Raw genomic sequence first — 13,113 nt, forward strand, 5'->3', positions numbered from 1 at the left:
AACCCGGCTGCCAAGACCTACCAAAAAGCTATTTTTGAGCAAAGGATACCTGCAACAGCATTTGTTGTTGAGGATATTCAAAAAGAGTACGAAAGAATGAAAAAGCTGGGTGTGGTATTTAGTACGGAGCCAACAAAAATGGGAGAGGTAACCATTGCCGTATTTGATGATACTTGCGGTAACCTCATACAAATCTTTCAGGTCTAATAACTGCTGTGTATATATGAATGATTTATGATTTCGACATTTCAATGTGCTGTGTACAGAGGCATTGGCGCTTTCTTCCTATCTATGGTTTACCCTTGCATGGACCACCACAAGGGTTTGACCGCTTCCGCACGTCGCCGGATGCTCTCGCCTCACTGTAAAAAGACGGTTTTTTATTCAGTTGTATATAGTTACAATAAAGTTGTTTAATTCTGATCCTTCAAAAATAATAACACCGTTGGGAAAATCCCAACGGTGTAAATAATAGTTGTTAAAAATTAAAGAAACGTATTTGGTAAATATCAAGTAAACTTTACGGATTTGCATACCTCATCCATCCACTCTCTGATCGTTGTGCTTTATACTTACCATAAGACAGAAGCTTCATCGCCGAACGATTGGCCGCATGAAAAACCAAGCTCAGCTTCCATTCTTCCTCCATTTCACTGGGGTAGGCCGTAGATTCGTAAACATAATAAGCCGCCATGATGCAGGGGACTACTTGCTCCGGCTCAAATCCATAAGCAGTTGCATCATCAACAACCAAATCAATGAGGCATCGGTTCCCATCTTTAACTTCTTTCTGGAGTAACTCCCTTACCGGCCCCGGCACTAATTCTAATATCTCATCCTTCATGACAGTCACCTCATCCTTTATCATGTCCAGATAGTTTGGAAATATATTGAATATACCGTGTCAAATTTTGAATTTATTTTTCCAAATCGTTTTTTACATTGTCCTTATTGTACTTGTTTAACACTACTGTCCGTAAAAGCAGACCTTTATGGACGGCACGGACATCCTATGAAACCAATGATTTTTTGTTCGTAAAGGCCTAAAATCACGTTACGAACGTTCGCAGAGGTTGTTACACCTTTAGATACACTTTAAGCATGACAAAAAGGCTTCACGGGGGGCGAAGCCTTTTTGTTCGGATATTATACTAGGTTAATTTCAGCTTTGTGGAGGTATAAAATATTCCACACTTTTATAGTGCTCCAAATTACTTTATTTATACATCGTTCTCTTTACATATTCCAGATGTACTTGTAGCTAAACAACTTATTTCCTCTATGCATGATGTAAAAGGTCATATAGAGGTGCTATACACAATTAGTGCGCCTTTATTAATTGCTTCTATTCTTTCATTATTTAACTTTATCTACAAACTTATTGGTAAACGTTTTGCTTAAGTCTATTTTAGCATTTTTCAGTTCCGGTTTAGAAGTTGTTAAGACGTCCAACACCTTCTCCGGACCATCGGAAGGCATTTTTCCATCAGCTGTGAACATCGGGAGACTAGATTTCAATGCCTTCACATACAATTCCTTATCACCCGCGTAATATTCTTTCGGCAATTTATCAGCAATTTCCTCTGGACTATGCGTGTGGATATACTTTAGTGTTTTGACAAAAGCGTTAGCTAAACGTTGGACCACTTCCGGATTTTCTTTTACATAATCCGAGCTCATATATAAACTAACAGACGGATAAATACCGCCAGTCGCTTCTTTCATTCCCTCCGGGCTCTCTAAGTCTACCAGAGGAGTGGCAATTCCTTTCGTCTCTAGCAAAGAAATGGTAGGCTGCGTCGCCCATGCCAGGTCAATATTCCCTTGTTGCATTGCAGCAATTAAAGTGTTTCCCGATCCTACAGCTAAAGGAACAAAATCCTTCGAGGTATTTCCACCTTTTGTTACCAAATAGTTGATGAGAAAATGGGAGGATGCCCCCAAGCTGGTCACACCGATATTTTTACCTTTCAAATCGGCCAAGCTTTTCACTTTATCTTTGACTTTATTGGATACCATCAATTTTGCTCCGGGGACAGTGGCCATCTGAACTACCTCTTCAAGATATTTCCCCTTAGCCTGCATATCGATGTTGTGATCATAAAAACCAACCACCCCCTGCACTTCACCTGCAATCAAGGACTGTTCCGCATTGACTCCAGAAGCCTGGCTTGTCAGCTCCACATCAAGCCCTTCCTCCTTGAAGTAACCTAGGTTTTCCGTTAATTTAGCCGGCAGATAGATGATTTTTTCCATACCTCCGACCATAATATTCACCTTCGGAAGCTTTGTGGATGCAGCGGATTTCTGATCAGCATTATTCGTGTTCGTTTTTTCCGAAGTGGAGCACCCTGTCAAAGCCATTCCAGCCAATAAGATTAAACTAGCGCCCAACATTACGGGTTTTCTTAGTTTCATTTGTCATTACCCCTTTTATATAATTTTACTAACTATTGGCGAACGTGCCGCCAAGCGATAAAGCGTTTTTCGAGCTTTCTAACCGCCCAGTTTGCAGCTAAAGCAGTAACCGACAAGAGAACCATTCCGGCAAATACCCCGGTTGTATCAAAAGCACCTTGTGCTTGTGCAATGAGAAAACCAAGGCCTTTCGTTGCCCCGATAAATTCTCCAACCACCGCACCGACCAAGGCAAAGCCGAAACTAGAATGAAGGCTTGATAAAATCCATGTTAACGCCGAAGGAATAATGACATGTTGCGCCAACTGTCTTTTGCTCGCTCCAAGTAAGCGGGCATTATTAAGCAGATTGCGGTCCACTTCGCGAACGCCTTGAAAAGCGTTGAAAAATACAACAAAGAAGGTAAGCGTTACTCCAAGTGCTACCTTAGAAGGCATCCCTAAACCGAACCATATGATAAAAATCGGTGCTAAAACGACCCTTGGCAGCGCATTTAACATTTGAATATAAGGTCCGAAAATAACAGATAGAATGTCGTTTCTGCCCAAGGCATAACCGGTAACCACCCCCAAAATGACCCCTATTAGGAAGGAAAGGATGGTTTCTTCGAAGGTAACAACAAAATGGGTATACAGCGGCCCCTGGCTGGTACCGTTTATAAACCAATCCCGAATTTTTCCTATAATAGCAAACGGACTTGAGAAAAAAAACGGATCAATGATTTTATTGCCCGCTAAAATTTGCCATGAACCGAACATCAAAATGAAAACGATAGTTTGCAGAGCCAAATTACGGATTCGGATTTTTAGGGATCTGATCTTCATTTCCTTTTTGCGCGTCATAACCTCTTCTTTTGCATTATTTAGCGTTGTTTGCATTTGCATAACTAATCATCACCTCATCTCGCAAATCATTCCAAATTTTTTCATGGAGTTTCATGAATTTAGGATCAAAACGAATTTCAGCTACATTACGCGGTCTGGGCAAATCAATTTGATAATCCCCTTTGATGGTAGCTGCCGGTCCTGCCGTCAGAACAATTACCCGATCGCTTAAGGCGATCGCCTCTTCTAAATCGTGCGTGATAAAAAACACCGAAGCGGATGTTTCCTCCCAAATGCGGAGCAACTCATCCTCCATGAGATGGCGTGTGTGCACATCGAGGGCAGAAAACGACTCATCCATCAAGAGAATTTCCGGTTGAACAATTAAGCATTGCGCTAAGGCCACACGTTTTCTCATTCCGCCTGAAAGCTGAGCAGGATAATGCCCTTCAAATCCTTTTAACCCAACTCGTGAGATCCATTTTCTCGCTTCGTTATATGCCTCCGCTTTATCTATCCCTCTCAACCTCAAGCCCAAAGAAACATTATCAATGACCGTTTTCCAAGGGAAAGCGTTTTCAGTTTGAAAAACACAAGCGGCTCGTGAATTAATTCCTTCTAGCTTTTCTCCTTGAATAAGCACTTGACCGGACGAAGGTTTCTCAAACCCTGCAATTAAACTTAACGTTGTCGATTTCCCACAACCTGTCGGTCCAACAATGGATACGAATTCTCCCTTAGGGATCTTTAAATTAATATTCTGTAATACCGTATGGATCTCGCCCGATGGTTTTATAAATTCCTTCGTCGCTCCTTTTAGTTCCATCATGGGTGTAGTGAACTGTGTAACGGGCCGATGTATTTCTTGGTTTATAACACTCATTTGATTCCTCCATTCATCTAAATTTTCTAGTTTTCAAATACTTTAATGACATCCGTTGCTGTATCATCTGCACTAAGCTCTTTCATCACCCTCTCATGTTAACGCTTTCATCTTGTATTTCTATATTAATTCAGAAAATTAAAAATATTAAGATTATGGAAATTAAAAACATTAAAATTATTAGTTTATATTTTATTCATATTTTTCACGAAGCATAGTATGTCTTATCCCCTGAATGGAAAGAAAGGTAAGTAAAAGTTTAAAAGGAGACGCTAAATGGTTGGTATTTTTGACGTCATAGTTCGGACTCTTATAGCATTTGTGTTGCTTATATACATTGCCCATTTACTTGGAAAACAAACTATTTCTCAAATGACTTATCATGATTTTATTGCTTCACTTACGCTAGGATCTATTGCAGGGAATTTGACATTTAATACTTCCATACGTTTTAGTCACTTTATTATTGCATTAATCATTTTTAGTGGTATTACATTCCTTGCCACTTTAGTTTCATTAAAAAATAGAAATGCCAGGGCATTGCTTAGCGGAGAGCCTACTGTAGTCATAGAAAATGGAAAAATACTTGAAGAAAATATGAAGAAATTAAAGTTTACAATGGATTCATTAAATCAAGCCTTAAGGGGAAAAGATGCATTTGATATTGATGAAGTAGAATACGCTATTGTTGAAGCTGACGGACATCTATCGGTATTAAAGAAACCCCCGCATCGAAATGTAACTAAAAAAGACTTAGGAATTTTCACTCCTACTCACTCAGCTTTTCCTATTGAATTAATTATGGATGGTCAAATTGTTGATAAAAATTTCACTCAAAACCAGCTAACAAAAAGTTGGTTATTTACAGAATTAGAGCAACGAGGACTGGCCCTGCCTAGTGTTTCATATTGTGTTCGGGGAACAAATGGTCAACTGTATTTTGATTTATACAAAGATAAGATTACTTCTCCCGTTGATATAGAGTCTTAAAATTTCTTAATTTTATTGACACAACACAAATCTGTTATATAATAATTTATATAAATATCACTGTTATGATACAGATATGAACTTCGATCCTATTTATGAAATCACTTGCATCATAAAATGAAGGGTGATGGTCAAGAAATGAATAATCATTTGAAGTGTTATTTTCTTGAAGAAATCCAGAGAATTAAGATTGAAGATGCTATATTGCGTTGCACTTTAAAAAGAGAAGATGACATCTTAAAATTAGACGACAACGAAATTACTGAGCTGTATCATAAATGTTTGAAAGAACAACATACGTTTTATGAAGGGGTTCTATAGAACTGGACTTTATAATCCATACATTACCGACTAAAAAAGGGCTTTCGTATAAGCCCTTTTCATCATGGGGTCCCACCAACAAAACGCAGATTTAAGTATCGATTTTATAAAAAAGTTTGATCATTTTCTACATGTGTTGCTCAACAATGGCGCCCGATTGCTAATATCCTTTATTACATCTTCAATGGTCACGTCCACTCAGGAGAAAAGTAACGGCACCGTTTGTTGACAAAGCAACCAAATTATCTCTAGGAACGGACAGTTTGGTTGCTTTAAGAATGTATCAGTATTTGTTCAAAAACTCGACCACATCATTGGTCATGTTGGCTGCTTCTTCGGTTTTGAATGTTCCGAGGAGCTGGGTTAATTGGCTATGGGAAAGCGTTTTGGCTTCAAAATCTTTAACGGTATTGCCACCTTTTTTTGTTGTGTCCGTAAATGTTTCAATAGAATTTTTTCCACGGGCAATCAAAAACATTGGCGGAAGATTTTTATTTGCTCCATAAGTAACCGGTGAGGCTTCTTCCCATACTTTTTGATCGTTTCCGAATACTTTTTTATAGCTTCCAAATCTCTTAATAAAATCCGTTAAATCAAGTGGCCCTTCTATGTTCACAACAGAGTTGATCATTTTGGATGAAAGTCCCACATTATTCAAATAGTTGGGATTTGTAGCGACTAACATTATTAAATGACCGCCAGCAGAATGGCCCATCAGGTTTATTTTCGTCCGATCAAAATGATACTTGTTGGCATTGTCATACACCCATTTCACCGCATTGGAAACATCATTTGCCATTTCTTCATAGGTTGCTTCTGGAGATAAGCGATAGTTAATTGAAATGAATGCATACCCTTTTTTAGTAAAAAAATCAGGTTTTGCTGAAACATTTGTTTTATCCCCTCCGCTCCATCCACCACCATGTGCATAAATGATGACGGGTAATTTCTCCCCGTTTTGAACTCTAGGAGTATAGACATCTAATACTTGCTTTGGGTTACTACCATATTTAAGATTTGATTCTTTGACCTCTTGTCCATTAGCATACTGAAAATAGTAAAATGTTGATCCTAAGAAGACAATAAGGAACACGATAAACGATATTAAGAGTCTTGGTTTTAATTGCATTTTCCCTTTTTCCATCTTAATCTCCTTCCCTGTTCGGCTGGTGTCTTACTAGTTTCTCTTCCACAAGCTATAAGCGTCATAATTAATAAAACTAAATAAAGTAATGTCGCTATCTTTTTCATAATGCCTCCTATTATTCAACCACTTAATGGCTTTTTAAGGTACACCGGCTACAACCTTGGAAATCTTCATCCTTGAAAACCCTTGTGCTATTCGGACTTTTCATCAACAAATCGCAAAAACCAACCCTATATCAGATTTTTTTAACTGCTCTTTTTTCCTGTTTCCGAATAAATTTCAAAGCATAATGCGTCCCACAAATATAGATTCCCATAATGGATAGGTAGTCAATTAAAAAGCTAAATGCAGAATCTTCATGCCAACTACCAAATGGATTATAAACGGTTAGTTTAGATCCCATCCCTCTATCGAAGGAAGCATGCACCCCATAAAATACTATTAACACTGCAAGAATACGGAACACAATGGTGCGGATACGGCTAGTCCCGGTAATGCCCGTCATCTTCCGTACTGAACTGATAATCATTTCCCACGAAAATCCTACATGGACAGCCATGATGAAAAATCCCCAGTAGGCTGTCTGGGCATGGAGTTGATAGAAAATCAAGTCATGGTCTACTGAAATAAAAGGGAATATGTCACTGGAAATTAGTATTCCACTGACCATCATTAAAACCATCGTTACTAGAAAAAGCAGATTGACTACATTTTGTAGAATACGTCTTAATTTGTGCTTTCCCTTAAATGTAGTTAAATACCAACGTCGATTTAAAATATTATGAACGATAAATAATACAAGTATCACAACCCCAACAAGTTCATGAATTGTATTCCCGGTAAGGAAGTAAGCCATTGCTACTAACATGAGAACTGTCAATGCTAGGTCATTTCCCAGCTTAAATAACATTTTTGGATTCAAAAACCTTCTCCTCTTTCTCATTTTATTAATCATTGCCATTTTGGAAATGTAAATATCCTTTATGGCTACACATCCCTTAGTTTTGATATTGATGTAAATATATAGTTAAAAGAACGTCCTCGATTACTTCAGCTTTTTCTTTATCATCCAATAAACTTGCTTTTTTAGTATTTACATCCTTAGAATTAGAATCATTCAGATGTGCAGATATATCACTTACCTTCCAATCCTTTGTAGGGATAGATGCGATTGAATCTGTTGTACTGCTATTGTTCGATTCTGAAACCTTTCCTAAATCATAGTTCTTTATAGCAGCTAGTGAATGGATATATTGCTCAAGTGCCGCACCTGCGTGGCAGGAAAAACAACGACCAATATTATCTTTTCTTACTTCTTTGTTAGGAGTAAATGCCTGGTATTCCCATTCCCCATTACGTTCTTTGGGTGAGTATTCAGAACCCCAGCCGGTACGCTTTTCCATCACTAAATATTGGGCAATTTCCCCATCCTCATATCCTTCAAGAGTGATAACGGTATCGCTCGGAAACTCCTCTCCGTTCTGCACTGCTTCTATCGCTTCCTTACTATTTATATAGATATTTTCATGAATATTCCCTCGATCGAAAGTCGTATACAGTATTCCCTTATGAAGGTCTTTAGGAAATTTAACAAGGTGAGCCCCAGACCCAATCTTAGCATACTCCCCAGACTTAGCCTCAGAAGAGTTCTCCGCCTGTTGGGAAATGGCCTTGGTATCATTATCAATATTGTTGCAAGCAGTAAGGGTGAGGGCTAGCAGCAATGCAACTGAATGAAATAATCGTTTTTTCATACCGTTTTCGTCCTCCAACTTTCGTTTTATTATCTCGTGAATTTATCGTGACTGGGCTTCTATCTGACTACTAATCCAAGTTAAATATCGTTGTCTTTTGATGATAAGGGAATTACGTTCATACTGACTTCTTCTCTATTCGTTAGATTCGCCAAGCATAAAAAGTTTCACCATGTGGTAATGATTAACAACACCCTGCAAATGATCTTCACGACGAGCCGCAATGACTAATTTTGCTCCTTCTTGTGCGAGTTTCTTGGTAGTTGCTTCACCAATCCCACTTGATGCACCCATAACAACAACCACTTTACCTTGAATATTTGACATAATTAATAACACCCTTTCTTATTTTTCTTTTGAAAACAATCCATTTGTAACTATAATGGTGGACATTGAATTCATCCAGCAAAGAAAATCATCATTGATTGATTAAGCAACATCTGTTTATAATTATAAATAGAAACACGATGCTCTCAATGGTTAAATGAACGCAATTCGTTGATTACTCAACAAATCAATAAAAATTGTTGATTATTTTCAGGAAAGTCTGGTGACCAAACAATGCCGAAAGTAGATAGAAGAATAATCAAAAGCCAAGAAGCCATTAAAAAGGCTCTTATCGAACTGATGTCTGAAAAAAGTTTTGATAACATTACCATTCAGGATATTTCTGACAGGGCAAATGTGAACCGAGGAACCATCTATCTTCATTACTTAGATAAATTTGATCTATTAGATAAGATCATGGAAGAACATATCAACAACATGAGTAATTTTTGCGAGTCGGCAACTGAAATGGATTTTATAGAATCGACTGTACACTGTATGGAATACTTTGAGAGTAATTATTTATTCTTCTCGACGATGTTAGCGAGTGAAGGAGCCCCATATTTTCGTAGTCGGTTCCTTAAGTTTAATATCGAAGAGTTCAAGCATGATGTGGACATAACAAACGGAAAAAATTATGGTCAAAATGAAGATGTAGTTGTTCAATTTGTTGCAAATGCTTACGTAGGGGTAGTGGAATGGTGGTTAAAGAATGGAATGCCTTATCCACCTCGTGTCATGGCAGAAAAAGTAGGGGATTTGTTAGATAGAATTGTATAAAACGTCCCTTAAATTAGTGAAGAAGAAAAGGACAATTCCTTTAGAAGAGGTTTTTAATAAGATATCGTTTTTCTACAAAACAGTGTAAATAAAGGTGTCCTGCTTTTCAGCTTGGATCTGCTACACTTATTTTGGCAACAAAGCACATGAATTGGATAAAGAGATGCAAGTGTCCCCATTTATTTTTAAAAACTCCCTTCTAGAAATAATGAAGGGAGTTTTTCCATGCTAATTATCTAAACCTGGTTTAGTCGTTAGCAAAGCAATGCTAATTAGTTTAAAAAAGATATAAAAATGATAAAAATTTTATATCTTTGCTCCATTTGTTGCAATTACATCTTTATACCAAAAGAAAGACTGCTTCCTTTTACGCTCCAATGTCCCACTGCCATCATCGTGTTTATCGACATAAATGAGACCATAACGTTTGGACATTTCTCCTGTTGAGGCACTGACCAAATCAATACATCCCCAAGGAGTGTATCCCATCAGTTCAACACCATCTTCAATGGCTTCACGCATCTGTTTAATATGGTCTCGGAGATATTCAATTCGATAATCATCGTTAATCGAACCATCCTCTTCTACCTTGTCTTTGGCTCCTAGACCGTTCTCAACAACAAAAAGCGGTTTACGGTATCTGTCATAGAGCTCGTTTAGAGTAATTCTTAATCCGATAGGGTCAATTTCCCATCCCCACTCGCTAGCTTTTACGAAAGGATTTTTTACCCCTCCTAAGATATTTCCTTCAACTATTTCACCAGTTAATTTTTCTTTCATTTCAGTACGTGACATATAGTAACTGAAACTAATAAAATCCACAGGATATTTTTTAAGCAACTCTAAATCGCCCGGTTGAATTTCAAGCTTAATATTATGTTCTCTGAAGTAACGTTGAATAAAAGTAGGATATTCTCCTCTTACTTGAACATCAGCACAAAAATTATTGAAGAAACGTCCTTCTTGTAGAGCATACATTACATTTTCAGGGTTGCTATCAAAGGAATACGTAGGTATATATAGTATCATACATCCAATTTTCGCATCAGGAATGATTTCATGGCAAGCCTTTACCGCTAAACTGCTTGCAACAAATTGATGATGGAAAGCCTGGAAGGTCGGTTGGTATTTGTCTTCTTCTTTTTGAATCGCAAAACCAAGACCCAGAATTGGCATTTCTAGACCAGAATTGATTTCGTTAAATGTGAGCCAATATTTTACCTTGTTTTTGTAACGGTTCAAAATTACTTTTGCATATCTTTCAAAGAACGTAACAACTTCTCGACTTCTCCAGCCACCATATTCTTTCACAAGATTTACCGGCATTTCATAGTGAGACATTGTGACAACCGGTTCGATCCCATACTTATGCAATTCATCAAACACGCGGTCATAAAAAGCTAATCCAGCCTCGTTTGGCTCTAACTCGGTCCCATTTGGAAAAATTCTTGTCCACGCAATGGACATACGGTATACTTTGAATCCCATTTCTGCAAATAACGCGATATCTTCTTTGTAGTGATGATAGAAGTCGATCGCCTCATGGTTCGGATAACTGTATTTTTCTGTATCCATTTCAAAATTGAAGCCTGGTGACTGTAATAGCTTAAGTCGTTCTTTTCCACCTGGCAGAACATCTGCAATATTTAATCCTTTATTCCCTTCATGAAAGCCGCCTTCCAATTGATTTGCTGCAGTAGCTCCCCCCCATAAAAAACCTTCTGGAAATTTCTTTTCTTCAAAATTCATAATTAAATCCTCCTTAATTAATCTCTTTTTAATTGTTAAAATCATCTATATATGGATGGAGAAGAGGACTTAAGCCTCTCCCCAGATTTCCTAAAAGAAGATCATTAAACGACTAATGTCAACAACGCTTCTTTTGCCTGAACCGCTTCTTTATTCATGTCGATAATATCGATATAACGGTCTGTATTTGTAATAATAATTGGAGTAGTAATTGGGTACCCAGTTTCCTTAATTTTTTCAATATCAAAGTTGACTAATAGATCACCTTGATTCACTCGATCACCCTGTTTAACGACCGGGGAATAATATTTTCCTCCTAATTGGACAGTATTGATTCCAATATGGATTAATATTTCTGCACCTTGGTCTGACGTAATTCCAATTGCATGTCCTGTCGGAAAAACTGTTGTAACAATACCGTTAACAGGTGATACAGCTTTACCAACAGTTGGCTCAATCGCGATTCCTTTTCCCATAGACTCTGATGCAAACACTGGATCATTCACATCTGCTAACGGTTTAATTGCCCCTGTTAATGGACTGACAATTGCTTCTTGTTTTATAAGTGACTGTTCTGATTCTACCTTGTTTTCTTCAACTTCCTTTTTCTTTTTATCTTCATATCCAAAAACTACTGTCAGAATCGTTGCAATAGCAAAAGCAGATAGCATAGCAATAATGTATGATACTAATGGTGAATATATTGGAATACTTAAAGCAGATGGAAATGCATATGCCATTGCTTTTGCTCCAACCCAGCCACTAACTCCTCCGCCGACAACTCCAGCTATTGCGACATAAGGAATTGTACGTTTGTAACGAAGCATTAACCCATACAGAATTGGTTCTGTTATCCCTGACAATAATCCAGGCAATAACGTAGATCCAGCAAGTGCTTTTACTTTTTTATCCTTTGTTTTTAAGAAAATACCAAATGCCAAGCCTATTTGTGAAAATACAGCTGCGGAAACCAATGCAAGCAGTGGATCCCCACCCTTAGCCAAATTCTCAAGAATAAATGGAGTGAATCCCGTGTGGATTCCAAATAAGGTAAGGAAAGTCCATCCACCACCCATTAAGGCACCTGTCAATATTCCACTTTTAGAATATAAAGAATTAATAAATACTCCAATGCTATTCCCAAAATAGACTCCGAAAGGACCAAATGCGATTGCCGTTAATGGTACGATGATAATCAAAGACAACATCGGAACCAAAAACATTTGTAGATCTTTGTGAATGATTTTCCTAAGGAATCTATCTAAAACAGCATAAATACTGACTGCGATAAAAACCGGGAACACAGAAGAAGAATAGTTCATCAAAACAACCGGGATACCAAGAAAATGAGTGATATCACCTTTATTATGCAGCAAGCTTGTAAAATTCGGATCTAATAGCGCAGCTCCGATCATTCCACCTACGTATGGATTTGCGCCAAGCTTTGAAGCAATGGTAATACTTAGAAAAATGGGAAGGAAGAAAAAGATTGCATTCCCAGCCGCTAATAAAATAGAGTACGTTCCACTTTCGGTAGATAATACCCCTGTCATTGTTAAAAGAGCTAACAACGCTCTAAGCATCCCAGCGCCAGCAAGGGCTCCGAGCAACGGAGAAAAACTACCTGAAATAACGTCAAATATTTTTGCAATAACACTTCCCTTTGATCTTTCTGATGATTCTTTTGCCATACTACCTACATTTGCAATCTTTATTACATCTTTATAAACCTCGGAGACATGGCTCCCAATGACAACTTGAAATTGCCCACTATTCTCTACAACACTGAGAATTCCATCTGAATTTTCAAGATTTTTCTTATCAGCCTGACTATGATCTTTTAATGTAAAACGCAGACGTGTGGCACAATGCACAACACTAATTATGTTTTGTTCTCCACCGACCAATTGAACTATTTCC

13 protein-coding genes and 1 pseudogene are annotated in these 13,113 nt (G+C 37.8%); 3 read left to right on the forward strand and 11 right to left on the reverse strand.

Annotated features, from left to right (window positions below):
• A partial coding sequence (locus tag H540_RS0118970; RefSeq protein ID WP_028401973.1) for a VOC family protein occupies positions 1 to 207 on the forward strand: 207 nt, incomplete at its 5' end.
• A 313-nt stretch (positions 208 to 520) separates the two neighbouring features.
• On the opposite strand, the gene H540_RS0118975 is transcribed toward H540_RS0118970, so the two are convergent.
• From H540_RS0118975 to H540_RS0118990, 4 genes are all read right to left on the reverse strand, one after another.
• Complete coding sequence (locus tag H540_RS0118975) at positions 521 to 844, reverse strand: hypothetical protein (protein WP_028401974.1); 324 nt, start codon at positions 842 to 844, stop codon at positions 521 to 523.
• A gap of 512 nt (positions 845 to 1,356) precedes the next feature.
• Positions 1,357 to 2,418, reverse strand: a complete 1,062-nt coding sequence (locus tag H540_RS0118980; protein WP_028401975.1) for an ABC transporter substrate-binding protein — start codon at positions 2,416 to 2,418, stop codon at positions 1,357 to 1,359.
• A gap of 32 nt (positions 2,419 to 2,450) precedes the next feature.
• The gene (locus tag H540_RS0118985; RefSeq protein WP_028401976.1) at positions 2,451 to 3,302 is read right to left on the reverse strand and encodes an ABC transporter permease; all 852 of its coding nucleotides are present in this window, start codon (positions 3,300 to 3,302) and stop codon (positions 2,451 to 2,453) included.
• Entirely contained in the window at positions 3,277 to 4,125 is an 849-nt protein-coding gene (locus tag H540_RS0118990; protein ID WP_051317193.1) for an ABC transporter ATP-binding protein, read from the reverse strand. Before H540_RS0118990 ends, H540_RS0118985 begins: the two co-directional genes overlap by 26 nt.
• 276 nt (positions 4,126 to 4,401) lie before the next feature.
• Between H540_RS0118990 and H540_RS0118995 the strand changes: the two genes are divergently transcribed.
• Positions 4,402 to 5,115, forward strand: coding sequence for a DUF421 domain-containing protein (locus H540_RS0118995; RefSeq protein WP_028401978.1), 714 nt, complete (start codon positions 4,402 to 4,404; stop codon positions 5,113 to 5,115).
• A gap of 604 nt (positions 5,116 to 5,719) precedes the next feature.
• On the opposite strand, the gene H540_RS0119005 is transcribed toward H540_RS0118995, so the two are convergent.
• The 5 genes and pseudogenes from H540_RS0119005 to H540_RS0119025 all read right to left on the reverse strand — a co-directional run.
• Positions 5,720 to 6,580 carry an alpha/beta hydrolase gene (locus tag H540_RS0119005; protein ID WP_051317194.1) on the reverse strand — a complete coding sequence of 287 codons (861 nt, stop codon included), beginning with the start codon at positions 6,578 to 6,580 and terminating at the stop codon, positions 5,720 to 5,722.
• A complete protein-coding gene (locus H540_RS35250) occupies positions 6,556 to 6,687 on the reverse strand; it encodes a hypothetical protein (RefSeq protein ID WP_281172528.1) in 132 nt (43 codons plus the stop codon). Before H540_RS35250 ends, H540_RS0119005 begins: the two co-directional genes overlap by 25 nt.
• 131 nt (positions 6,688 to 6,818) lie before the next feature.
• Positions 6,819 to 7,505 carry a DUF4405 domain-containing protein gene (locus H540_RS0119015; RefSeq protein ID WP_028401981.1) on the reverse strand — a complete coding sequence of 229 codons (687 nt, stop codon included), beginning with the start codon at positions 7,503 to 7,505 and terminating at the stop codon, positions 6,819 to 6,821.
• Between the two features lie 76 nt (positions 7,506 to 7,581).
• Positions 7,582 to 8,337 (reverse strand): cytochrome P460 family protein, encoded by a 756-nt coding sequence (locus H540_RS31490; protein ID WP_051317195.1) that lies wholly within the window; start codon positions 8,335 to 8,337, stop codon positions 7,582 to 7,584.
• Positions 8,338 to 8,532: 195 nt separating this feature from the next.
• A pseudogene (locus H540_RS0119025) lies at positions 8,533 to 8,664 on the reverse strand (SDR family NAD(P)-dependent oxidoreductase); the annotation flags it as partial.
• Positions 8,665 to 8,898: 234 nt separating this feature from the next.
• Between H540_RS0119025 and H540_RS0119030 the strand changes: the two are divergent.
• On the forward strand, positions 8,899 to 9,444 hold the full coding sequence (locus tag H540_RS0119030; RefSeq protein WP_028401983.1) for a TetR/AcrR family transcriptional regulator: 546 nt from the start codon (positions 8,899 to 8,901) through the stop codon (positions 9,442 to 9,444).
• 306 nt (positions 9,445 to 9,750) lie between these two features.
• Here the strand turns inward: H540_RS0119030 and H540_RS0119035 are convergent, their stop codons facing one another.
• Entirely contained in the window at positions 9,751 to 11,193 is a 1,443-nt protein-coding gene (locus H540_RS0119035; RefSeq protein WP_028401984.1) for a glycoside hydrolase family 1 protein, read from the reverse strand.
• A 104-nt stretch (positions 11,194 to 11,297) separates the two neighbouring features.
• The coding region (locus H540_RS0119040) for a beta-glucoside-specific PTS transporter subunit IIABC (protein WP_081415203.1) at positions 11,298 to 13,113 on the reverse strand (1,816 nt) is incomplete at its 5' end.

This window comes from Ectobacillus panaciterrae DSM 19096 (assembly GCF_000430785.1).
Taxonomy (GTDB): Bacteria; Bacillota; Bacilli; order Bacillales; family Bacillaceae_G; genus Ectobacillus; species Ectobacillus panaciterrae.

What these genes read in the sequence shown, in the direction of transcription:
- H540_RS0118975 (WP_028401974.1), bottom strand. Translation starts at nt 844, where the DNA reads ATGAAGGATGAGATATTAGAATTAGTGCCGGGGCCGGTAAGGGAGTTA.
- H540_RS0118980 (WP_028401975.1), bottom strand. Translation starts at nt 2,418, where the DNA reads ATGAAACTAAGAAAACCCGTAATGTTGGGCGCTAGTTTAATCTTATTG.
- H540_RS0118985 (WP_028401976.1), bottom strand. Translation starts at nt 3,302, where the DNA reads ATGCAAATGCAAACAACGCTAAATAATGCAAAAGAAGAGGTTATGACG.
- H540_RS0118990 (WP_051317193.1), bottom strand. Translation starts at nt 4,125, where the DNA reads ATGAGTGTTATAAACCAAGAAATACATCGGCCCGTTACACAGTTCACT.
- H540_RS0118995 (WP_028401978.1), top strand. Translation starts at nt 4,402, where the DNA reads ATGGTTGGTATTTTTGACGTCATAGTTCGGACTCTTATAGCATTTGTG.
- H540_RS0119005 (WP_051317194.1), bottom strand. Translation starts at nt 6,580, where the DNA reads ATGGAAAAAGGGAAAATGCAATTAAAACCAAGACTCTTAATATCGTTT.
- H540_RS35250 (WP_281172528.1), bottom strand. Translation starts at nt 6,687, where the DNA reads ATGAAAAAGATAGCGACATTACTTTATTTAGTTTTATTAATTATGACG.
- H540_RS31490 (WP_051317195.1), bottom strand. Translation starts at nt 8,337, where the DNA reads ATGAAAAAACGATTATTTCATTCAGTTGCATTGCTGCTAGCCCTCACC.
- H540_RS0119030 (WP_028401983.1), top strand. Translation starts at nt 8,899, where the DNA reads ATGCCGAAAGTAGATAGAAGAATAATCAAAAGCCAAGAAGCCATTAAA.
- H540_RS0119035 (WP_028401984.1), bottom strand. Translation starts at nt 11,193, where the DNA reads ATGAATTTTGAAGAAAAGAAATTTCCAGAAGGTTTTTTATGGGGGGGA.